Annotated in this window: 17 protein-coding genes; 6 read left to right on the top strand and 11 right to left on the bottom strand. The window is 50.0% G+C overall.

Translation table 11 applies throughout. The features are described 5' to 3' along the window. Positions 1–62 precede the first annotated feature (62 nt). The 5 genes from L4174_RS22435 to L4174_RS22455 form a co-directional block, all read right to left on the bottom strand. Positions 63–1763 carry a ShlB/FhaC/HecB family hemolysin secretion/activation protein gene (locus tag L4174_RS22435; RefSeq protein WP_248143056.1) on the bottom strand — a complete coding sequence of 567 codons (1701 nt, stop codon included), beginning with the start codon at positions 1761–1763 and terminating at the stop codon, positions 63–65. A 334-nt stretch (positions 1764–2097) separates the two neighbouring features. After that, positions 2098–3291 carry an acetate/propionate family kinase gene (locus L4174_RS22440; protein WP_248143055.1) on the bottom strand — a complete coding sequence of 398 codons (1194 nt, stop codon included), beginning with the start codon at positions 3289–3291 and terminating at the stop codon, positions 2098–2100. A gap of 295 nt (positions 3292–3586) precedes the next feature. Continuing rightward, positions 3587–4246: a CatB-related O-acetyltransferase gene (locus L4174_RS22445; protein WP_248143054.1), complete on the bottom strand. Its 660-nt coding sequence runs from the start codon at positions 4244–4246 to the stop codon at positions 3587–3589. A gap of 121 nt (positions 4247–4367) precedes the next feature. Further along, positions 4368–5549, bottom strand: coding sequence for a tetratricopeptide repeat protein (locus L4174_RS22450; protein WP_248143053.1), 1182 nt, complete (start codon positions 5547–5549; stop codon positions 4368–4370). A gap of 172 nt (positions 5550–5721) precedes the next feature. Beyond that, the gene (locus L4174_RS22455; RefSeq protein WP_248143052.1) at positions 5722–6147 is read right to left on the bottom strand and encodes an organic hydroperoxide resistance protein; all 426 of its coding nucleotides are present in this window, start codon (positions 6145–6147) and stop codon (positions 5722–5724) included. Between the two features lie 128 nt (positions 6148–6275). On the opposite strand from L4174_RS22455, the gene L4174_RS22460 reads away from it, so the two are divergent. Continuing rightward, entirely contained in the window at positions 6276–6728 is a 453-nt protein-coding gene (locus L4174_RS22460) for a MarR family winged helix-turn-helix transcriptional regulator (RefSeq protein WP_248143050.1), read from the top strand. A 95-nt stretch (positions 6729–6823) separates the two neighbouring features. Here L4174_RS22460 and putP read toward each other — a convergent pair whose 3' ends face one another. The 4 genes from putP to L4174_RS22480 all read right to left on the bottom strand — a co-directional run bounded on the left by putP (position 6824) and on the right by L4174_RS22480 (position 13529). Continuing rightward, the gene (gene putP / locus L4174_RS22465; protein WP_248143049.1) at positions 6824–8320 is read right to left on the bottom strand and encodes a sodium/proline symporter PutP; all 1497 of its coding nucleotides are present in this window, start codon (positions 8318–8320) and stop codon (positions 6824–6826) included. Positions 8321–8538: 218 nt separating this feature from the next. After that, entirely contained in the window at positions 8539–9240 is a 702-nt protein-coding gene (locus tag L4174_RS22470) for an aldehyde dehydrogenase family protein (protein WP_248143048.1), read from the bottom strand. 29 nt (positions 9241–9269) lie between these two features. Further along, positions 9270–12380, bottom strand: a complete 3111-nt coding sequence (putA, locus tag L4174_RS22475; protein WP_248143047.1) for a bifunctional proline dehydrogenase/L-glutamate gamma-semialdehyde dehydrogenase PutA — start codon at positions 12378–12380, stop codon at positions 9270–9272. Between the two features lie 363 nt (positions 12381–12743). After that, positions 12744–13529, bottom strand: coding sequence for an AraC family transcriptional regulator (locus L4174_RS22480; protein WP_248143046.1), 786 nt, complete (start codon positions 13527–13529; stop codon positions 12744–12746). A 739-nt stretch (positions 13530–14268) separates the two neighbouring features. On the opposite strand from L4174_RS22480, the gene L4174_RS22485 reads away from it, so the two are divergent. The 3 genes from L4174_RS22485 (at position 14269) to L4174_RS22495 (ending at position 17737) form a co-directional block, all read left to right on the top strand. After that, entirely contained in the window at positions 14269–15225 is a 957-nt protein-coding gene (locus L4174_RS22485) for an AEC family transporter (protein ID WP_248143045.1), read from the top strand. Positions 15226–15310: 85 nt separating this feature from the next. After that, complete coding sequence (locus tag L4174_RS22490) at positions 15311–16501, top strand: putative manganese transporter (protein WP_248143044.1); 1191 nt, start codon at positions 15311–15313, stop codon at positions 16499–16501. Between the two features lie 558 nt (positions 16502–17059). Continuing rightward, entirely contained in the window at positions 17060–17737 is a 678-nt protein-coding gene (locus L4174_RS22495) for a PAS domain-containing protein (protein ID WP_248143362.1), read from the top strand. A gap of 36 nt (positions 17738–17773) precedes the next feature. On the opposite strand, the gene pdxH is transcribed toward L4174_RS22495, so the two are convergent. Continuing rightward, positions 17774–18409 (bottom strand): pyridoxamine 5'-phosphate oxidase, encoded by a 636-nt coding sequence (pdxH, locus tag L4174_RS22500; protein WP_248143042.1) that lies wholly within the window; start codon positions 18407–18409, stop codon positions 17774–17776. Positions 18410–18652: 243 nt separating this feature from the next. On the opposite strand from pdxH, the gene L4174_RS22505 reads away from it, so the two are divergent. After that, positions 18653–20470 (top strand): ATP-binding protein, encoded by a 1818-nt coding sequence (locus tag L4174_RS22505; protein WP_248143041.1) that lies wholly within the window; start codon positions 18653–18655, stop codon positions 20468–20470. Next, positions 20467–21762 (top strand): sigma-54 dependent transcriptional regulator, encoded by a 1296-nt coding sequence (locus tag L4174_RS22510; protein ID WP_248143040.1) that lies wholly within the window; start codon positions 20467–20469, stop codon positions 21760–21762. The genes L4174_RS22505 and L4174_RS22510 overlap by 4 nt, the downstream gene beginning before the upstream one ends. Before the next feature lie 93 nt (positions 21763–21855). Here the strand turns inward: L4174_RS22510 and L4174_RS22515 are convergent, their stop codons facing one another. Beyond that, a complete protein-coding gene (locus L4174_RS22515) occupies positions 21856–23532 on the bottom strand; it encodes a DUF342 domain-containing protein (protein WP_248143039.1) in 1677 nt (558 codons plus the stop codon). Between the last annotated feature and the right edge of the window lie 60 nt (positions 23533–23592).

Here is a 23592-nt window from a genome sequence, read left to right on the forward strand (position 1 = left end):
ATAAAACGTAAGTGAAAACTCGCTTAAATCTTTGATGATGCATGCAGACCTCAGACACAGTTTCAAAACTTCAGTGACAAACGGTAATTCAGGCTATAATCGTCCGCCTGCAACCAGGATGGATGCTCAATCGGCCAACCAACGGAAACGGAACTCTGGTGAAACACCGACTGGCTGCGAACCGCCAGTGCACCACCGGTAAGATGGCCGCGCTCAAATGAATCAGGATTATCCGGAGTGCTGTCCGGATGAATCGCTCCCGTATCCAGTGACAGGCCCAGATTGATCTGACCGAGCCAGGGGAACGTCCCCAGGGCATAATTCAGATCATTGCGCCAGTAATAACCCGCATCGCCCGACAGTGACTGGCCTTTAAATCCGCGCACCGAATATTCGCCACCCACACTCAGTCGCGCACTCCCCGGAAGCGAATTGGTTGCAATTTGAGCAAATGCGGTAGTGGACAGAGACCATTCAGGCGACAGCGGATAAGAAAAATTAAGCGTCAACGTGCTTTTATTGAATTCATCATCAGGCTGCCCGGTCGTTGCAGATGATTTTCCCGGCACAGCCAGTCCACGTTCGTATAAAGGAGAGAATGTCAGAAACCCACCCGCCAGACGCGTGCTGTATTCCACCGAAACACTGGCGGACATGCGTTTGTGGCTGCTGCCTTTGAGTTGGGTATCGTCGATGTAGTTTTTCACGCCGTCGTAGTTCAGTACGAATCGAAGTGATGACTTACTCATACTGTCCCGGAAAAACAGCCACTGACTATCCAGTCCGTGACTCTGGGTCTCACCACTGGACGCAAAAGAAAAACTCTGGCTTTCGACCGTTGTCAGATAATCGCTGTAGGCATACCGGTAACCGAAGGTCCAGTAACCGGCAGGGATCCCAACACTGAATTGAAGGCTTTGACTGTCCCGGCCATTGACAAAGGCTGCACTTTTCGAGCCCGACAAACTCCAGTTGTCATAAACTCCAAAGATATCTTCAGCCACCAGCGTGAGGGACAACTGCTGCTCGCCCGTACTTTCCTGACCGGCATTATTCAGCCCCAGCTCTCCCTGCCACCACGGACCGGACTGAGATTGAATGTTCACAATGCTGTCGCCCGGCTCGCTGCCCGGTAATAGCTGAACCGTTGCGTTATACCGCGACAACCGGTTAATCTGATCCAGTGTCTGCTCAATATCCCTTAAATTCAGGATTTCATCTGCTTCCGCAGGATACAGTCGCTGGATACGGGCTGAGGGCTGGCCGTTATTCTTAAGCGCTTGCATCCGGCCTTCCAGAATTTCAATCTCCAGATCACCATCCGACAAATCCTGCGGGAGCAATACGGCCCGGGAAGTCACATAGGCATGTTCAACATACGTATTGGTGATCACCTTGAGCATATTGTTGATCGCGTGAATGCCAATACAATCGCCCGGGCGAAATGGTAACGCCTGCAATAAAGCTTCCGTTGTGATCACCCGGTTTCCTTTCAGGATCACGGTGTCGACCACAAAGCACTGCGCCTCATCCCCCTCAGACACAGGCAAGGCAGATGGCAGCGGCTGTAATTGTTCCAGCGCTTGTTGAGATGCCTGAATAGATTGCAGCCGTTCTGCCTGTTCCGATTCAATCCCGCTTTTAACGGCAGGCGAAAGTACCGCCGCCTGTGCTGGCACACTGGCAGACATCCACAATAAAAATGCGAAGCGATAATGCATAACACCTAATTCGACAGCAATGTCCGGGAGAGACGGCTTCATTTACGGACAGATTCAATCATGTCGCGAAATAACAGAAAAAGCAGAAGCACATTGAGATCCTTTCTCAATATGCAATAAATAGTTCCCGGATGAGTTTGAATAAAAAATGAATTAGAAAATAATAATTTATCTAAATAAAAATTAAGGTTTACTTATTTATTTGGTAATGATGATTCATTACATAAAATTAAATTTATTTACATAGCCGATAAATTCTTGCGACCAGCATCACTTGGGTATGAAATTTAAAGTTTAAAAATGCTTGTAAAAAAACGGCCCCGAGTCAAACTCAGGGCCGTTGGTCAATTCAGAAAATCTTTTTGATTTGATGGACTCAGGCGTGCAGCAGCGCCATTGATTCTTTGGCAATCACCCACTCTTCGTTAGTTGGGATCACCATGGCAACCGGGGTATTCGGCTTGGTAATGATGCCTTTCTCGCCAAAGCGGGCTTGTTCATTCCCCGCGGTATCTTCACGGTAACCAAAAATCTTCAGGTGTTTCAGCACTGCACTGCGCACCGGCAATGAATTCTCACCAATACCGCCGGTAAAGACGATCGCATCCAGCTCGTCCAGTGCCACCATGTAAGAAGCAATATATTTCGCAACGCGGTAGGTGAAGATTTCAAAGGCCAGCGTTGCGCCTTCATGGCCCTGTTCCATGGCTTCAACAATACCTCGGCAGTCGCTGGTCAGGCCCGAGACTCCCAAAAAGCCCGCTTCTTTGTTCAGTGCCTGCTGCAAATCCCCCTGACTCCAGCCTTTGCTCATCAGAAAATCAATGATACCCGGATCCAAATCGCCACAGCGTGTACCCATCATCAGACCTGCTGTCGGCGTGAATCCCATGCTGGTGTCGACACTTTTGCCATTGCGCACAGCACAAATCGACGCGCCGTTGCCCAGGTGAACTGTGATTACATTGGTTTTTTCAGCCGGTTTACTCAGCTGTTTTGCCGCTTCCTGACTGACGAAATAATGGCTGGTGCCGTGGAAACCGTAACGGCGGATCCCATAGTCCTGATACAGTTTTTGCGGCAAAGCATAATGATAAGCTTTGGCTGGCATGCTCTGGTGGAAAGCGGTATCAAACACTGCATATTGAGGCAGAAACGGGAAGGCGCTCATCGCTGCACGAATGCCGATCACATGTGCCGGATTATGCAGCGGGGCCAGTTCACTCAGTGCATCAATTTGACTGAGTACGTTCTCATCAATTTTCACTGTTTCACTGAATCGCTCACCGCCGTGTACCACCCGATGGCCAATCGCAATGATGTCTTGTTTCAGACCCAGTTCCTCCAGGAGGGTCACCAAGCGTTCAATGGCCTGCTGGTGATGGTTTCCTGTGGCTTCCAGCGCACAGCTTGCTTTCTCACCGTCATATTTCCAGCTGACAGAAGCGTTGCTGAGACCAAAACACTCCCCCAGTCCGGTCAGACGGGCATCGCCGCTCACGGCATCGATCAGGGCAAATTTAAGCGAGGAGCTTCCGGAATTAATCACTAGTACTAAAGAATGGCTCATGGGGTTCCCACCAGAAGATTATCGGCTGATTTGGCACAGAGTGCCGCCTGACAACAAAGGTTGTCGAGCACAGATGCTCAGAAATTGATGTGGAGCAACAGGTTCAGAGCATCTTGTGCTGCCCCCATATTACTCAATTTTTTTTGATACATTCAACTCAACATTCAATTAAAGTGTAAAAAATTCAAACTTATTTGCAATGCATCAAAAAATATTGAGCAAAGCATCAACAAAATGTTGAGATGAGAAACAGTATCTGAAATGGCAAACAGGAATCGGGAGAGCCGCTTTCCGGCTACTCCGAAAAAGAAAGGAATCGCTGATACAAGGTATCCACATCATGGCTGCACATGACGTCCATATTGGCTTTCAGTGTCGATAACGGCCAGTCCCACCATTTCATTTCAAGCAGCTTGGCCACATCTTCCGCATTAAAGCGAGTTTTGACGACGCGCCCCGGGTTACCGACCACAACACTGTATGGCGGCACATCTTTCGTTACGACGGCTCTGGCCCCGATGACGGCACCATCGGCAATGTGAACGCCGGGCATGATCACACACTCAGAGCCGATCCAGACATCATTGCCAATGACCGTATCTCCGACCCGGGCAAAGCCCGTTTTCACCTTATCGCCAAATTCGCTGACATCAAACGGGTAAGAAGATATCCAGTCATGTCTGTGTCCCTGATTCCCCGCCAGCATAAACACAGCGCCAGATGCAATGGAGCAGAATTTGCCGATAATCAGCTTATCCACATCCCCAAAGATACCTGAATCCCACACGGCCTTGGTGCAGTGATCCCCCATCAGATAACGGACACAATAATCCTCGAAATGTTTATCGTGGTAATAACCGGAATAATAAGTAAAGTCGCCGACAATGATGTTCGGGTTTGTAATTTTCTTATTGAGCTCGTATCCGCCGAGCCAGGAGGGAAAGATAGTTGCCATGGCTACCTCTAGACTATCTTGCGCCAAAGTACTGCATAAGTATAACGTAGCGGAATGAGCCAGCCGCGCTTTACTGTCCATCAACTAAGACAGACCTCTGGCGCGGCTGGAAAAAACGGGGTCAGGATGTGAAGGATTCTGTCGTCACCATGTCTCCGCTCCAGTTTGTCGGAGCAGAACCGGTTCCCCCAGACTGCGCAGGCGCAGCGGGTGCAGCGGTCTGATAATCCACTTGATCTATATCTTCATTGATGCGGCCCAGTGCGCCGTCCAGCTCTGCGTCGGTCGGACGATATTTAGAGCGGTCATACACTTTATCCAGCAAGTCCATAATGGCATGTTCAGGAACTGGCGGATTATGAACCAGCTTATAAATCTGCTTCGCCACTTTCTGCACATTCAGAATGGATTCAATCCCGACATGCTGTACCGCCATGTCCCGTTCTTTCTTGGCATCCTGATAGCCAGATGCAAAAGCAACGGAGAACCAGATATAAGCAACAGCCGCATCCGTCACATTGGTGACAGGCTGGTCATAGTTCAGATGCATTTTACCCGCCAGGTATTGTGCTTCCACACTGCCCAGCTCTGTGGCTTTTTCCAGCCAGTAAATTGCACGGCGACGATCTTTGGCTACGCCAATTCCCGTCTGATAACAATAGGCCACCTTAATACAGCCCTTCGGATCTCTGTTCACGGCTGATTTCAGCCGCCAGAAGAAGGCACTGCGGGGTGATGGGGACGGATTCGATTCCACCACATACCAGTCGCCGAGAAACAGCTGCGCCGGCACATAATCCATTTCTGCCGCCTGGATCAGATGTCCGACACCCGAAGCGGTATTGATGGCAGTGCCGTATCCCCGAATTTCATAACGGCCCAGCTCAAACAAGGCTTCCGGGTCATTATGATTTGCTTTGACAATACAAGTCCAATAGCGAGACCTGGCCTCACCATGCGGATCATCAACATCCTGGCGGCATAATCTTGCCAGCGCATTCTGTCCAATTTCGTTACCAAGCTCAGCGGCTTTCTGGTACCAACTGACTGCTTCACGGAGATTGCCAATTTCATTTTCCTTCGCTAATGACAGAATGCTTGGAATATGACCTGACTGAGCCTTTCTGACTTTTTCTTCGTGTTCAACAGCCTTTGCCTGTTCTAATACCTGGCGGTATTTTTCGTCCCTGCGAGCCTGCTCTCTGGCTGCCTCGCGGACTTCTTTCATCAGAGCAAAATACCGGGAAACCGCCACAATCAGCAATACAATACCAAGGCAGACGCCTAAACCGAGTTGTGACATAACCCCTCTTGAGACAATTCTTTCTTCTTCTTAATAACGGCATCTTGAGAGAAATCTAAAGTTAAATTTTCTCTGATTTTGAATCTGGTCAGATCAGCGATTGAAAACAGGAGGGAATATCCCGGTTTCAACGTACCGGGATATGAACAGATGGCAAGGTCACCAGCCGTATTTAGTTCAGTGAAATACCATTCACTTTCAGGCCCACGGCAACGTTGCCGCTGACAGCATTGGAATACGGACAAACCTGATGCGCGGCTTTCACCAGTGCAATCGCGGCCTCGTTTTCCATCGCCAGTTCCACCTCAAGATCGACGGCCAGAGCAAATCCACCGTCCTCTTTGGCCAGCAACTGCACCTGCGCCGTCGTGGGTGCTTCTTTCAGAGCCAGCTTTTGCAGACGGGCAATGTGGAGCACAGCATTCGAAAAACAGGCCGAATAACCTGCAGCGAACAGCTGCTCAGGATTGGTCGCTTCACCGGTTCCGCCCAGTGCTTTCGGGTAACTCAGCGATACACTCAGTAATCCGTCATCGGTTGCTACCTGACCATTGCGACCCGCCAGTGCTTTTGCTGAAGTGGTATAAACTGTTTTCATCGTATTTCTCCCGGATTAATTAAATTGCACACAATTAAGTTGTGAGCAATATTAGATCGATCCAAATGTTGAATGCAAGTATATTGTGCACAATTTAATTGAAAGCGATCGATTCAAGGTGACCCACCATGTCTGATGCCCCGCAAATTCCAGCCAATATCACGCTGGATGACATGATCTGTTTCTCCCTTTACAGTGCTTCAAACGCCATGATCCGAGCCTACCGGCCGATGCTGGATGCACTGAACCTGACCTATCCGCAATACCTGGTCATGCTGGTCATGTGGGAAAGAAAATGTCTCAGCGTGAAAGCGCTGGGAGAAAAACTCCACCTGGATTCAGGCACATTAACGCCTTTACTGAAACGACTGGAGAGTAAAGGACTGGTCATTCGCCGGAGAAGCGAAACGGACGAAAGGGTTCGTGAAATCAGCCTGACGGACGAAGGAAAGGCAATGCAGCAGCAAGCCGCACAAGTCCCGGCGTCGCTGCTGTGTAAAGTCGACATGCCGCTGACATCACTCAAAACGCTGAAAGACACCTGCGATGCACTGTATGCGGCGCTGTCCGGGCTGGAGTAACCCAATAATCACTACCACAGGCGGTGGTTGAGGGATGACAATAAAAAATGCGCAGCCTGGGCTGCGCATTTCGTTCAGACAAATAAAAGCAGTAATTAATCGAACGCTTTCAGGTTTTTCTCGAACGTAGCATGCTGTTCGTGCAGGTCTGAAGACGCACCGCCGGTGGCCTTGCTGACAGCCACAATAGCAATCAGAGCGAAAACAAATCCGGGAACGATTTCGTACATATCAAAGATACCGCCGGTCAGCTGTTTCCAGATCACCACAGTCAGTGCACCCACAATGATACCTGCCAGTGCACCATTCCGGTTCATATCTTTCCAGAACAGGCTCAGCAGCAGCGCAGGACCAAATGCCGCACCGAATCCGGCCCAGGCATAAGAAACCAGACCCAGAACCGTGCTGTCCGGATTCATCGCCAGAATCAGGGCAATCACTGACAGTACAATCACAGCCACACGGCCGACCATCACGATCTCTTCAGTTGAAGCATCTTTGCGGATCACTTGCTTATAAAAATCTTCTGCCAGTGCAGACGAAGAAACCAGCAGCTGAGAATCCGCCGTACTCATAATTGCCGCCAGAATAGCCGCCAGCAGAATACCAGCCATCACTGGGTGGAAGATGGAGTTCACCAGCAGCATGAAGATTTTTTCGCCATCAGCCAGATCGCCGGCCAGCTGGTTATCCACATACAAAATGCCGACCAGACCAACCAGAATCGCCCCCGCCATGGACAGTGCAGTCCAGGTCACGGCGATACGGCGAGCCGTACCAATGTCTTTGTTGGAACGGGTCGCATTGAAACGCGCCAGGATGTGCGGCTGACCAAAATAGCCCAGGCCCCAGGCCGCCAGAGAAATAATGCTGATTGCCGTCAGCGGCTGACCTTTCACGTCGTTGAATATAGTCATCAGATCCGGGTTCTTCGCTTCCAGAGAAGCAGCCAGATCCCCGAAACCGCCCTGCATTGCAGCGATAGGTACAATCAACAGTGCAGCACTCATCAGCAGGCCCTGAACAAGGTCAGTCCAGGATACCGCCAGGAAGCCACCAAACAGCGTATAGGAAACGACGCAAAGCGTACCGACAACCACAGCAATTTTGTAGTCCAGACCAAATACGGTTTCGAACAGTTTACCGCCTGCGACCAAGCCGGAACTGGTATAGAAAAGGAAGAACATCAAAATGAAGAAGGCTGAAATTGTCTGGATTAACTTAGAGTTATCCTTGAATCGATTCGACAGATATTCAGGAATCGTGATCGAATTATCGGCAGTAATTGTGTAGGTACGCAGACGCTTGGCACAAATCAGCCAGTTCAGCCATGTACCCAGCAGCAGGCCACCAGCCAGCCACAGCGACTCCATACCGGCAGCAAAAGCATAGCCGGGCAGACCCAGCAGCAGCCAGCCACTCATATCAGATGCACCGGCAGACAATGCCGCAGGCCACGGGCCCAGTGAACGACCGCCCAGGAAGTAGTCTGATGAATCTGCTGTGCGTTTATAGGCGTAATACCCGATTGCCAGCATTACAATCAGATACACAATAAACGTACCTGTGATAGCAAAGCTATTTTCTATCATGATTGAGTTCCCTCATTTTGGTTGCTCCCGTCACAGCAGGAGCTTATTGAATGGTGCTGATCCTTTTCAGCCTTTTGGTCGTCTGCCCACTGCTCCACCACGTACAACGTACCTTCAGATTTGCCGTGTGCCGGCAAACCCTTATCCTGTTTAAAAAAACCGCCGGTCAACCGACCCGCGGTCTAGGTCACGAGTTACAGGTAACAGTATTCAGCGACTTAATGTACTTCTTCGCCGCTCCCCAACTCCAGCAGTGTCGCGTTACCGCCAACTGCCGTGATATTGATGGTTCGCGTTCTTTCTGTCACAAAACGCAGCGAATAAGTCGGGCTGCCAATCACCGGGTAAGACTCGAAGTCAGACTCAGCAATCAGCTGACCCAGCAGCCCGTCTCGGGCTGCCAAATCACGGGACAGCGACAGCGCTGTCTCGCGTTTTCCTGCATAAACCACACCGGCAACAGCGGTATGGCGTACAATGTCATCAAGTTTGTCGGCACTGACCGGCAGCACAACGCCCTTCGGCAGTTCAGCCTGCTCCAGTTCAGACACCATTTGCTGCGCTGATTTCGCAAAGCCTTCCGGCAGGCACAGCAACACCGTATTCCCGGTCACCAGCGCTGCCGTCAGCTGACCGGCAACCGCAACCAAAGGTGTATCTGCATCTGCCGTGACCACAAAAATGCCGCGGCCTGCACAGTACAGTTCATTGGTTTCACCCGTGGGTCCTGGCATCAGTTCCGTTTCAGCAACATGTGCATTGGCGTTCCGGCACTGAAATGCCACCATCGCCGCCACGTCAGATTCCAGCTTGCTGCTCCACTGAGTCAGCTGAGTGATCCGTTTTTCAAAACCCAGGTTATTCCAGTTTTCCCAGGCTGCATTGCTCTGATCGACGAGTGCTTGAATACTTGTTGTCATCTTTAATTCCTTTCCAATTCCGGCAGCCATTACGCAGTGAACACATCTTTCGTGAAACGATACAGGTAGTGCGGACCACCTGCTTTCGGGCCTGTACCAGACAGTCCCTGTCCACCGAACGGCTGAACACCGACCACAGCACCCACCTGATCACGGTTGATATAGCAGTTACCGACACGGGCACGACGCTCAATATGGCTGTAAGTACGTTCGTTACGGCTGTGAACACCCATCGTCAGGCCAAAGCCGGTCTGGTTGATCTGATCAATCACCTGATCCAGCTCACTGGCCTTGAAGCGCACGATATGCAGAATCGGACCAAAGTTCTCATTTTGCAGCACATTGATACCGCGAATTTCAAACGCTGTCGGCAGTACGAAGTCACCATGGGCGCAATCCGCGCTGGCCGATGCCTGCGCAACCATTTTGGCCTGGTTCTTCAGGGCGCCAATGTGCGTCAGCAGCTTCTGTTTCGCAGTTGCGTCAATGACCGGACCAACATCTGTACTGTGCAGCTCAGGACGGCCAACCTTCAGTTCCGCCATCGCTCCTTTGATCAGGCCGACCACGCGGTCTGCAACATCTTCCTGCACAAACAGAACGCGCAGCGCTGAACAACGCTGTCCGGCAGATGCAAAGGCAGAGCGAACAACATCACGGACGACCTGCTCCGGCAACGCGGTACTGTCGACGATCATGGCGTTCTGGCCGCCGGTTTCTGCGATAAACGGCACCGGATCGCAATCACGCGCCGCCAGTGTGCGGTTGATGCGCTGTGCAGTCTCTGTAGAACCGGTAAAGGCAACACCGGCGATTCGGGCATCTGAAGTCAGCACTGAACCCACTTCTGCACCGCGACCCGGAACAAACTGAATCGCACCCGCCGGAACACCGGCTTCCAGCATCATCTGGATGGCACGGAATGCAATCAGAGATGTTTGCTCTGCCGGTTTACAGACCACAGTGTTCCCTGCCGCCAGTGCCGCAGACACCTGACCGAGGAAAATGGCCAACGGGAAGTTCCATGGACTGATACAGGCGAACACGCCACGTCCCTGATAGGTCAGTGTGCGTTCCTGTCCGTCAAAGCCCACCACAGGTTTCCCTGCCGCAAATTCAGTGGCAGCCTGATGCGAATAGAAGCGCAGGAAGTCCACCGCTTCACGGATCTCGTCAATACTGTCCTGAATTGTTTTACCGGCTTCACGATGACACAGCGCAACCAGCTCACCGGTATTGGCTTCCAGCAGATCTGCCAGACGCTGAAGGCAGGCACCGCGCTCCGCAGCCGGAGTCGCCGACCATGCCGGGAAAGCTTCAGCGGCAACATCAATTGCTTTCGCCACCAGCTCGCTGCTGGCAAAGGCAACCTCACCGACCGATTCACGACGGTCATAAGGTGCAGTCACTTTGTAAATGTCACCGCTCTGCATTTCGCCGTTCACAATCGCGCCAGCAGTCCAGTGGTGCTCCGCATAAGCTTCAACGGATTCACGGAATGGCTGCCACTCAGAAGCGATATCAATATTGATACCGGCAGAGTTCTTGCGATCAGCACCAAAGATATCGTTTGGCAACGGGATCAGATGGTTATGCAGCGTCGGACGCGAACGCAGCATATCGACCGGATGCTGAACCAGATCCGAAATCGGACAACGGGCATCAACCAGACGGTGGACGAAAGAGCTGTTCGCACCATTTTCCAGCAGACGGCGAACCAGATACGGCAACAGATCTTTATGGCTGCCGACCGGCGCATAAATACGGACGTTCACGCCATAGAGCGCCATCACGTGGTTATACAGCGCATCACCCATGCCGTGCAGGCGCTGGAATTCAAAGTCACGGTGCTTGGCCATTGCCAGAATTGCAGTCACCGTGTGAGCGTTGTGGCTTGCAAACTGCGGGAAGATCAGGCCACGAATGTGTGGCGACAACAGGAAGCGCGCACAAGCCAGATAAGACGTATCTGTCGCTTCCTTGCGGGTATATACCGGATAACCCTGGTAACCGCTTTGCTGACACAGTTTCAGTTCGCTGTCCCAGTACGCACCTTTTACCAGACGCAGCGGGATCACATCCCCCTGTTCTTTACTCAGTGCTGCCAGCCAGGCCAGAACAGGTAGCGCACGCTTCGAGTACGCCTGAACGACCAGACCAAAACGGCCCCAGCCTTTCACTTCTTCTGAACGGTACAGTTTTTCAAACAGTTTCAGAGACAGTTCCAGACGATCGGCTTCTTCCGCATCGATCGTGATGCCAACGTTCAGTTCGCGGGCGCGTTTGAGCAGTTCCAGCACGGTGTCAAACATTTCTGTCAGGACACGGTCTTCGTTAGAAACATCGTAACGCGGGTGCAATGCAGACAGTTTGATCGAAACGGTCGGGCAAGGTGAATTGGAATGCTTTTTGTTGTTCAGGCCAACGGCTTCAATCGCTTCAATATAATCGTTGAAGTATTTCTTGGCATCGTCCTGCGTCAGTGCCGCTTCACCCAGCATATCGAACGAATAGGTGAACCCTTTATCGCGCTTCGACTGACCATTTTTCATGGCTTCGCCAATGGTACGGCCCAGCACGAACTGGTGGCCCATGATTTTCATGGCCTGATGCATCGCTTTACGGATCACCGGCTCAGACATTTTATTCGTCAGGCGGTTGATCACACGTGCAGGGCTGCCATCTTGCTTGGCGTCCATGCTGATCACTTTACCGGTCAGCATCAGACCCCAGGTGGATGCATTCACAAACAGGGAATCGGAGTTTTTCAGGTGAGTCTTCCAGTCCGCAACGCTCAGCTTATCGCGGATCAGCGCATCTGCTGTCGCTGCATCAGGAATCCGCAACAGGGCTTCGGCCAGACACATCAGCAAAATGCCTTCTTTTGTGTCCAGGCTGTATTCCAGCAACAGGGCATCAATCATCTGGATTGCACTGCGATCAGCACGCACCTGTTCGATCAGGCTGGTGGCCTTATCCGTGGTGTACTGACGCTCTTGTTCAGAAGGCTCAGCCAGAGGCAACAGTTGTTCCAGCCAGGCAGATTCATCAACCGAATAAAGCGGTGAGATCTGCTGCCATAGTGCATCTAAAGGTTGCTCAATAAAAGATGGCTGAAGGGCATCTGCCGCATTGAACATAGTCATTCCCTCAATATAGTGGACCTGAATAACCATCAACACAGTTTGACATGTGATTCAGGATAAATGTTACACCAGTGTTACTTTAACGGGGGATTTTATTTTGTACCTGTCGCAGAGTCTTACCAAAAACTCCGATCATTTGTCGAAAAAGTCCGCTTTATAACAAAATTAGACCCAAGTAATTAGCAAAAAATGCTGTTTTCACTTTTAATTGCTGTAAGAAACAGCAACCCGGGTGCCTGAAAAGATAATTCAGTGAAAAGTGACCTGTGAGAAAAGCAGCAGAAATAGCGGCAGAGAAATATAAAAGCGAATCGGTTTATGCTTTGGGAGAATAAAGAAAGTCAGGGCTGGCGGCCGTCAGATCCATTGACGGCGAAATTTGGCTGGTGAGACCCCAAAGTGACGGGAGAACGCCTGTGTAAAGTTACTCTGGCTGGCAAAACCGGATGACTGTGCGATTTGCGCCAGACTCAGCCTCGGCTCTTCCATCAGCTGGCGTGCAAACTCCAGACGCTTCAGCAGCACATACTGGTGCGGCGTCATCCCGGTTTGCTCTTTAAACACCAAGTGGAACTGGCTCTCTCCAAGAAACACCAGTCCGGCCATCTGCGCCACCGTGATCTTACGGGACAGATGCTGCTGAATGTAGTGATCGATGGCATCCATATTTAACCTTGGCAGATACCGCTCAGACGCCAGGGGTTTAAAGTGTCGCTGTAAGACGCACATTAATGTATCTGTGCAGGCTTTACTGAGCAGCCAGTCATCCGGATTGGCCTGCATTTCGGCCGTCAGTGCACGAATCAGGGTTTGCGCCTGATTATCCAGATGAAAATACGAAGACTGATCAAACAGCCTGTGCATCCGCTCGACCGGATAGTCAGGTGCAGTTTCCGTAACCGGCACGTTCAGTACCAAAATCTCATTATGACCAATGCCGGAAAAACCGTGCTCTGAATCCGCCGTCACCAGACAACCCTGACCGGGACACACCAGACTGCCGCATCCTTCAATATCAAATTCAGTCTGTCCTGCCAGTGCAATCACCACCTGGTTGTAACCATGATTGTGGTGATCCATATGCTCCGGCAGTTTCATGATCTCCGCAGGTTTGAACCCTGACAGAGGGGACATATCCTTCATCTGTTCTTCCTGCGTTATTCAAACGTCGCCCTGTATCAGGCGAAATGGATGCAGAATGATAATAGATAAGCATCAGCAAAGAAAAGAGACGTCTCAATTATTCGCTCGCATCAGTTCAACCTTGATCATCTTTCCTGTATCCCCCGGAAAAAGCGATCACGAGGCTTCGGAAGCGTGATCAAGACTCAACTTTTTACGGGCAGTGTCATTTCAATTTTATCCCGATGAATTTTCAGTCAGCCGCATTGGCAATCGACTGAAAAGATCCATCCGGGAATCACCCCGGATGCAACAAATGATAAATCAATAACTTAAATCAATTTGTCTTGATCATTGTTCCGTTCATGTTGAACGTTATCCCTGTCAACGCTCCCGGAAGATCCAAAAGCCGTTTGATCTTCCCTTGATCATTGTTCTGTCACTTACTGAGACGCCGTCTGGCTCACACCAGATCCTGCAATAAAGATCCAGCTTGATCATCTTTCCAGTCCAAATGACACAGCCCGTTAATTATCCCAGCTTGATCATTTTTCCAGAGTAAAAATCATGTGTTGCATGGCATTTGGCCGGATATCTTCCGGTTGAGAGAGACCAGCGACTACCCGCCACGGGTAAAACATCGAAATTGACAAATAAATCGGTTGGTTACTGCCACTTTACAGGCGTTGTGGTAAAACAGGATCAGTAATATTCACTGAACTTCAGCCTCCCCCCAGACCTATTGAGATAAGGAAATACAATGGGTGAGTTTCTGACACAGTTTTCTTTCTCTTTTACGGTCACCGGCCCGATTTTTTTGATGCTGGCGCTTGGTATCGCCCTGAAACACTGGGGAATTATCAATGAAGCCTTTATACAAAGCGGATCAAAACTGGTATTCACGGTCACTTTACCCACGCTTCTCTTTCTGAATCTGATCAATACCGACATTCACCGGCTGGGCAATGGATCCCTTTATCTGTTTGCCGCACTCGCAAATGTTATTATTTTTCTGTTGTTTGAAACGCTGGCCGGAAAAATGATCAAGGAGCCGAATGAACGTGGTGTTGTTGTCCAGGGCGCATTTCGGGCGAACACCGGCATTATTGGGCTGGCTTATGTTGCCAATGCTTACGGTGATGCCGGTATCGCTGTGGGAGCACTCTATGTTGCTGTGATCACTGTGCTGTACAATATTATGGCCGTGATCACGCTCAGTCGCTCCAGCGCAGCCTCCGCTTCCCTTGATCATCGTTACGTCCTCAAAGCGATTCTGAAGAACCCCTTGATCATCGGCATTTGCAGTGCCCTGCCATTTACTGTCCTTGAAATCCGGCTCCCTGAAGTTCTGATGCAATCGGGCCGATACTTTGCCGACATGACCTTACCACTGGCATTGCTCTGTACCGGAGCCAGCCTGGATCTGCGTCAGCTGAAACAGGAATCATCCCATGCCAATCTTTCATCGATCGCACGCTTGATCATCGCTCCGGGATTGATCACGCTTGCCGGCTATATATACGGTTTTCGCGGCAACGAATTAGGGATCATTTTTCTGATGAGTGCCGCGCCAACAGCGGCTGCAAGCTATGTCATGGCAAGAGCAATGGGCGCAAATGCCAATCTAGCCGCAAATATCATTGCCATGACGACAGTAGGCTCGATGTTCACCTGCAGTCTGGGGCTGACTCTTTTAAAGACACTGAATATCATCTGAGCATCCAGCGCCACAAATACAATTGATAATCACTCTCAATTAATATTAAATGAGGATAGTTCTTATTTATAAGTAGAGAGTGCCCATGGTATCCCAGATAAAATCTTTGCAGCTCCGGGAAACAAGACAACGCTGGCGATTGACCAACAAGCGGTTTCTTTTTCCGGTTTTTCTGTTTGCGATGCTGGTCAGCCCAGCAACCAGAGAAATGACCGTCACCGTTCTTGCGGATGCTTTCTGGCAAGTAGCTGCGTATGTCGCCGCAACATTGACCGTTTATCATGCAGTCTCAGCCAGAATGAGCTACAACACCAAGATCAGCGCGTATCTTCAGAGAAGCCAGCGATTTCAGGTCATCTTTGCGGCCGTCATGGGCGCCTTACCCGGCTGCGGCGGAGCAATTATCGTCATGACCCAGTTTGTCCGGGGCCGACTCAGCTTTGGTTCTGTCGTGGCGGTACTGACCGCGACCATGGGTGATGCTGCTTTTCTGTTATTGGCAGCCAAGCCGCTCACCGGATTATTCACCGTTGGCGTCGGACTAACCGTCGGAATGATTTCAGGCTGGCTGGTAGACACCCTGCACGGCGGTACATTTATGCAACCGGTTCAAAGTGAAATTTTGGCTCCTGAGCATCACCATCCCCAGTCAGATACTCAAAGTACTTCCCTTCGCTGGCAAGGCTATTTCTGGCAATGGCTGCTGCTTCCAAGCGCTTTCGTTGCCGTCTCCGGCTCATTCCAGATCGATCTTGATACGGTTTTCCATTTTCCTCAGGGATCCACGTCAACGCTAGGGGCCATTTTTGCCTTGACCGCTATGGTGCTCTGGTCACTGAGCAGGGACATCAAAAATTATCAGGACGCCGTCTCCGAAGATCCAAAACCGGCCACAGCCAAACTCTTCCAGAGGGTTGCGCAAGATACCAATTTCGTCACAACTTGGGTCATCGGGGCATTTTTGTGTTTTGAAATCGTGATGCGAATAACGGGATGGGATTTAGCCACCTTTTTCACGACCTGGTCACCCGTCATGCCCCTGCTGGGTGTCATGATCGGTCTCATTCCAGGTTGTGGACCGCAAATTCTGGTGACCTCACTGTATATTCAGGGCGCGATCCCCCTGTCTGCGCAGCTGGGTAACGCGATCAGCAACGATGGTGACGCACTCTTTCCGGCTATTGCGCTGGCGCCGAAAGCGGCCTTACTGGCGACAGTCTACTCCGGTATCCCCGCAATTCTGATTTCTTATGGTTTTTACTGGCTTTTTGAATGATGAACTCGCCGTTCTGGATTATCGTCAAAATAAATATGCAAAAAAAATCGACCTGAGGTCGATTTTTTAATATCTTAGACGCCAACTCTCAGAGTTTAATAGCACTTAATCGCATATTGAGAATTACTATCAATTAAAAATCATACTTTCAAAGCATTGTCAATAGGTGATTTCCCCCCTTAACCTAATGAGCGTCATTCACTATAGTTGCATCTGTAGGCAGTGATAGAAACCCTCTCTTTCACTGACTGCAGTATCCGAATCTGGATACATGCCAATGAGGTTGCTTTGATATTTACCCTCATATCAAAGTCATGAACTTGATTGGATACCTCTTCTACACGTCGTACAGGATTGTACTCTTAGGAGTCAAACTCTTGTCTTTGCCGGCCAGTTTGGCCGGCTTTTTTTTCTAATTTATTTCAATAATGTCTAAGTTTTCAGCAAGCGTGTATTGTAACATTCCGCACATCTATTAAACTCAGAGCTAACCCGCCCATCAAAATAATAAAATCTGGCTAAAGCGTGAAAGACACACTCGATCCCAATTTATTGCATATGTTTAATCAGCTTCCTGGATGTTGGGGTTGTAAAGATAAAGATTCGGTTTTTGTTTATGCCAATGAGGAATATGGAAAAATCATTGGGGTCAACCATCACCTGGACTGTGTCGGTCGGACGGACTTTGACATGCCCAGTCCGACAATCGAATGCGCCGAAACATTCAGGGACCAAGACCATCAGGTTATTGTGAGTGAACAACGTATGCGCGTACTGGATATCCATCCCTATTCAGATGGAAACTGGCGTGCGCATATGTTCACGAAAATGCCGTGGCGAAATGAAGAAAACGAAGTGGTTGGCACTATTTTTTCCGGTATTGAACTGAAAGATACGGCCATTCTGGAAGTCGGGCATTGGATCTGCCGGGCCGCCGGACTGAACAACAATCAGCAAACCTCCTTCAACCTGGATCTTCATCGTCAAAAGGTGCAACTGAATACACGCGAATCTGAAGTACTGTTCCTGTTGTTATATGGTAAAAAACCACAATACATCGCTAAAGTGCTCAACGTTTCAGTGAAAACAGTTGAAAACTATGTGATCAAACTTCGCGAAAAGTTTAATGCCAACTCTAAAAACGAATTGCTGGATGTAGCGCTCGATCTTGGATTTGGTTCTCATATCCCCGAAAGCATGCTGACCAGTCAGCTCTCGATTATCCTGAAAGAGTAAAATAAAAGGCCACCGCTCAGGTGGCCTTTTTGATGTTCAGGGTGCCAGGCGGTCAATGTGCCACGCTTCACCTTCTCTTTCATACAGAAAGCGGTCATGTAAGCGATGTTCACCGCCTTGCCAGAATTCCATTGATTTAACTTTCACCCGGTACCCACCCCAGAACGTCGGAAACGGAACTTCGCCTGCGGAAAATTTCTTTTTCAGTTCCATGAACTTCCCTTCCAGAGCCTGACGAGCCGTCAGTCTGGCACTTTGTTTACTGGCCCAGGCTGCGATCTGACTTTCTTTCGGACGGGAAGCAAAATATCTCATCACTTCCATCGTTGACAGCTTTTCCGCTTCACCTGTGATATGTACCTGACGTTCAATCGGGTGCCATGGAAAATGCAGACTGATTTTACTGTTATCCGCAAGTTGAGCGGCTTTGCGGCTGCCCAGATTGGTGTAGAACACAAAGCCCTGCGAATCAAAATGCTTCAGCAAGACAATCCGCTGATATGGCTGACCTGTGGCATCAACAGTTGCGACAGTCATAGCAGTCGGATCCGTCAATCCGGCATCAATCGCCTGCTGCAACCAGTGCTTAAACAAATCCAGCGGCTGCTCAGGTAAATCTCGGCGGCGCAAACCACCTTTGGTGTACTCGCGACGAATATCAGACAGCTCCATTGTATTCTCCGTTTTCTTTCTGCCGGGTGCTGAAATGCGCCACTGAGCAGGGATAAGTCTTGTCCTGAATTGTCCAATGTCGCCTCTTGAAAAACAAGCATCTCCTGCAAAGTCGCTGTCTTTTCCTGCCATAAACTACACAGACAAAGATCGGGATCAATCTGAAGGACACAAGCTTTAGAGGCATCTGAAAAAAAGTGATAATTTGTCCTCTTCACTATGCACTGAGACAGGTCTGCCGCTTTGCCAAAAAAAACAACACTCGTACTGCTGACCGGGCTGGGAATAATCCTGTCCATCATGATTGGCCTGATCACGCAGCAGCACTTTATTGATGAAAAATCCAGGCAGATCAAATATGACATCTCCTCTCTGGGGGAAAAGCTCGATCAACGTCTGAAACGTTACCAGCAGCTGCCACAACTGCTCGCCCATGATCCAAGGCTCCTGGACTCTTTGATGGCCGAGGCAGCCCCGAAGACAGAGCGTCAGGCTAAATTGTTGCAGACCAACCTGCTGCTGACCTACTGGAGCAAGACCCTGCTTGCCGACACGATTTACCTGTTGAATGCAACCGGAGATACACTGGCTGCAAGTAACTGGCAGGCCGGCGACAGTTTTGTCGGCTCCAACTATGCCTATCGCCCTTATTTCAAAGACGCCATGAAAGGCCACCCGGGGCAGTTCTTTGCTTTAGGTATCAGTTCCGGGAAACGCGGCTACTTCTTCTCCGCTCCGGTTTACGGTCTCGACCAGCATGTTCAAGGTGTGATCGTGATAAAAATCGATTTGGATCTGGTTGATGAAATCTGGCAGTACCAGGAGCTGGAGTATGTGATCAGCGATCCCTTCGGTGTGGTGTTTTACAGCTCCATCGACAGCTGGATTTATCACAGCCTGGTTCCCTTGACTGATGCCCAGCAGCAAAGTGTGCTGGAGAGCCGTCAATATGGCGATCCCCCGCTGACTGCTCTGACGGCAGTTTCAAGCCTGAACGAGCTCAACGCCAGTCGTCAGGCCATGATTCTGTTGCCGCAACAGAAAAAACGTCAGTCGTTTCTGTACGCCCATCATGAGATGAATACAGCAGGATGGGTCATCTACGGCTTCATGCCAACCTATCAGATCCTCAGTGAGGTGTTTGAAAGTGTTTTGCTCTTTGTCGCTTTTTATATCCTGCTGGTTCTGGTGCTGATCTACTGGTGGCAGACGTTCAGTGCCAAAGAAGCACTGGCTAAATTAAATGACACCCTTGAAGAGCAGGTTGCCGACCGCACGGAACACCTGCATCAGGCGAACAAACAACTCTGGCATGCCATTGAGCAATATGAACTGACCCAGGCTGAATTAAAAGAAACCCGGACAGAGCTGATCCAGACCGCGAAACTGGCTATGCTGGGCGAACTGTCTGCCAGTATTAATCACGAAATCAATCAGCCTTTGGCTGCGATGCGCGCCTATTGCGAAAACAGCCTCAAGTTGCTGCACAAAGAACGCTATGAAGCCGTCGCCAGTAACCTGGAACAACTGAATGATCTGAATCAGCGAATCGCAGATATCATTGCCCGATTCAAAGTTTTTGCCCGCAAAGGGACACCGCAGGAAAGCTTTGTGGATGTCACAGGTTCAATCCGAAATGCCATTCAGCTGATGCAAGCTTCCCTGACCAATCATCAGGTCAAACTGATGCTCAGTCTTCACGAAGAGGTTCGGGTAAAGATTGATGCGGTCCAGTTTGAACAGATCATCATTAACCTGATCCAGAATGCCATTCAGGCGCAAGATGCCGTCCATGACAGGATAATTGGTATCAGTGTTCAGGCCGGTCGTCAGCGTGTGATCATTTCAATCTGGGATAATGGCCCCGGATTAGATAACACCCAAAAGCAAAGAATTTTTACCCCGTTTTTCAGCACCAAGCAGGACGGTCTGGGACTTGGCCTGACCATCTGCCGGCGTATTCTTGATTTATTTTCAGGGAGCCTGACGGTGCATGATCATGAAGGCGGGGGCGCTGAATTCCGAATCAGTCTGCCATTGGGCAAAGAGGAACAAGAATGAAACCACCAGTCATCTTCATTGATGATGAAAAGTCAGTCCGTGATTCACTGGGACAAACCCTGGAACTTGAAGATTATCAGGTTCAGTTGTTTGCCAGTGCCCGACAAGCGCTCAGCGCCTTTGACAACCAATTTCCGGGCGTCATCATCTCCGATATCAATATGCCGGGTATGGATGGCATGACTTTTCTCAAACAGGCACTCAGTATTGATGACGAGCTTCCCGTAATTATGCTGACCGGCCATGGTGATATCTCTACGGCTGTGGATGCCATGAGAATAGGCGCGTACGATTTTCTGGAAAAACCCTTTTCCACCGAGCATCTGCTTGATGTCGTGAAACGTGCATGCGACAAGCGGGAACTGATCCTTGAGAACAGGGAATTGAAGCGGGAGCTGGAATCTCAAAGCAGTCCGGGCCCTCGTATCTTGGGCAACAACCTCGCGATGAAGCAACTCAGACGACGGTTATACCAGCTGAAAGATCACACTCAAAGTGTATTACTGCAGGGAGAATCCGGGACAGGAAAACGGATGATGGCTCAGTTTCTGCACGATCACAGCCCGCGTCAGCATCGGCCTATGATCACCTTGAAGTGTCAGGATCTCACAGCGCAACAATTTGAAGACGAACTCACTTGTCAGGGCGGGAAATGGCAATCCGCTTCAGGCAGTAGTTTGTATCTGGAAAACATTGACCAGTTGCCGCTCCCGGCGCAGCAACTGTTGGTCACGGCTTTGCAGACACAATCGATGCAAACCGAACCAGCTCACCGGATCAGACTGATTGCCAGCAGTGAGTCAGACCTGAAGCAACTGACCGGGCAAAACCAATTTACCGAAGAACTGTATCAAATCATTCGGGACTGCATTCTTGTTTTACCGCCCCTTCGGGCACGTCAAGAAGATATCGAATTGCTCTTTCAAAACTTTATTCGCACGGTTGCTTCACGCTACAACATTGAAGCCCCGGTTCTGAGTACAGCACAAAAGGAAAAGCTACTCGCTCATCACTGGCCCGGCAACGTCCGTGAGTTAAGAAATCTGGCCGAACGTTTAGTGCTGCTAGGGGATCAATTTGATCAACAACAGCCTCTGAATATGGACAGTCCTCAGCCCACTCTGGCTGAGAAAGTACATCAGTTTGAATTCACATTATTGAGTGATGCGCTTCGCCGCCATCACGGCCGCTTGAAGGATGTGCAGGCCGAGTTGGGATTAGCAAGAAAAACGCTGTACGACAAAATGAAAAAGCACGGATTAGATAAGGAAGATTTTAAAGACTCTTTCTGAGAGCAATCCTCTGACAAAATTTACAGTGTAAATACTTCAGCCCCCATTGACGGTCACCAGATTTACACTGTAAATAATCCCCCAGAAACCAACTCAGTGAGACTTCAGTGGCTGACAAACAATCATCTGATCTTTCCAACAGATGAAACAAGCCGTCATGTCTTCTTCGACAATGAATTCTTTCTCTTCGATTCGAACATGGACGCCGGCATGAATCATATGACTTATTTCAACTCTCGCAGACGCCAGCTGAAGGTCATACTGTTCGCGAAGCAGCTGGTGGCGGGTTTTCATGTCTGCAAGACTAGACATAAAATGTGCTTTCCCAGTATTCACTTTCTCAACCAGTTCAGGCGAACGTTTGTCTCTGGGTTGTTTTGAAAGTTTTATCTGAAGCACCACCAACTGGTGTATCCGCTCCTCCGCTTCTTTCATTTCCGATTTCAGGGAGTCCATTTCAGCTTTCAGCTCCCGGAACTGTCCCATCAACTGAATTTGAGTCTCGACACCCGCCTCAGCGCCCAGTACCCGGGCATAAACACCGCCATCAGCAATGGTCACACCACCAGTCACGCTGCCATGACGCTGCGCTGCATCCGAGACCCGGACAGCTCCCTTCGCATGAACCAGGCTGTGCGCCAGATGAAGGTATAATTCTGTATCAGCCCCGGATTCAATCTGAGCATACTGCGCAAATTTGGCCGCCACTTTTCCCTGCGATTTCAAACCGCAGTAAACCAGCTTGCCTTCGTGCATTCTTCCGATTACCCCCCCTGCGACAATAATATCGCCACCGGCTTCCAGCTCAGCCAGTTCCACAACACCTGTGACGGTAATATTACCCGCAGCCTTAATTTTCATACCAGAACTGACATCGCCGTAAACCAGCACAGCCCCGTTGAAATCAACATGGCCGGTTGTCACATCAACTTTATCGACGGTGAGAATGTCATCAACGGCCATCCCGGTCTTCCCGTGACGTGGCATACCGTCTTTATCGGCTACAAGCACGTTGCTGTCATCATCGGAAAGACGGGTACCAACGCCAACCTGGAAAGGTATCTCTTTTCCTGGCGTCGGATGAACGACCCGGCCATGCACATCATATCCGGATTCACCATTCGTAGGCTGCAAGCGGCGCATCAGCGCCTGACCAGCCTGGACCGTGATCAGTTGCCCCAGGTCACGCATATCCACTTTCCCGTGATCACTGTCCTGAGGTGCGAGAATGCGTTCAGACGCATCAGGAACCAAGGCTTCGAACTGCGTATCCTGACCCTGTACGGCAGGGCGTCCAGCTGCAACCTTCAAAGAGAAAGTTTCACCAGGCGCTAATTCCCAGCTTTTTTGCAACAAATACTGAAGCCGCTTTTTACTCACGCCACGGACAATGGCCTGAGCTTTCAATGCCTCGATCAGAATCTGAGCCGTTAATTTTTCGCCGCCAAATGCACCTGTCAGAGCGACAAAGGCACACATGTGATCGTCAGAAAGAGATATATCAATCTGAACATCCTTGCGCTCTGCCACAACAAAGACGGATTCGCCGAAGGTGACCTTGCTATTCCAGTATTGAATGGCATCTTGAATTGCTGAATCCAGACGCAAATAATCATGAAATGGTGACGCAGCCAAAAATGCATCAATCGCATCGACATCAATTTCCTGCGAATCACCGTCTTCTGGTTTGCTCATGATTAAGCTCAGATGGACGCCTTGCGGTTCTAACGTAAGCAGTGTTTCCAGCATGGCGGTCTCCTCTTCCCTCATCGATTCCTCCTGTACCCTTCCCAATTGAGATATAAGATCGGGTGATAGGCTCTCCATGAG

It is taken from the genome of Photobacterium sp. CCB-ST2H9 (genome assembly GCF_023151555.2).
Classification (GTDB): Bacteria; Pseudomonadota; Gammaproteobacteria; order Enterobacterales; family Vibrionaceae; genus Photobacterium.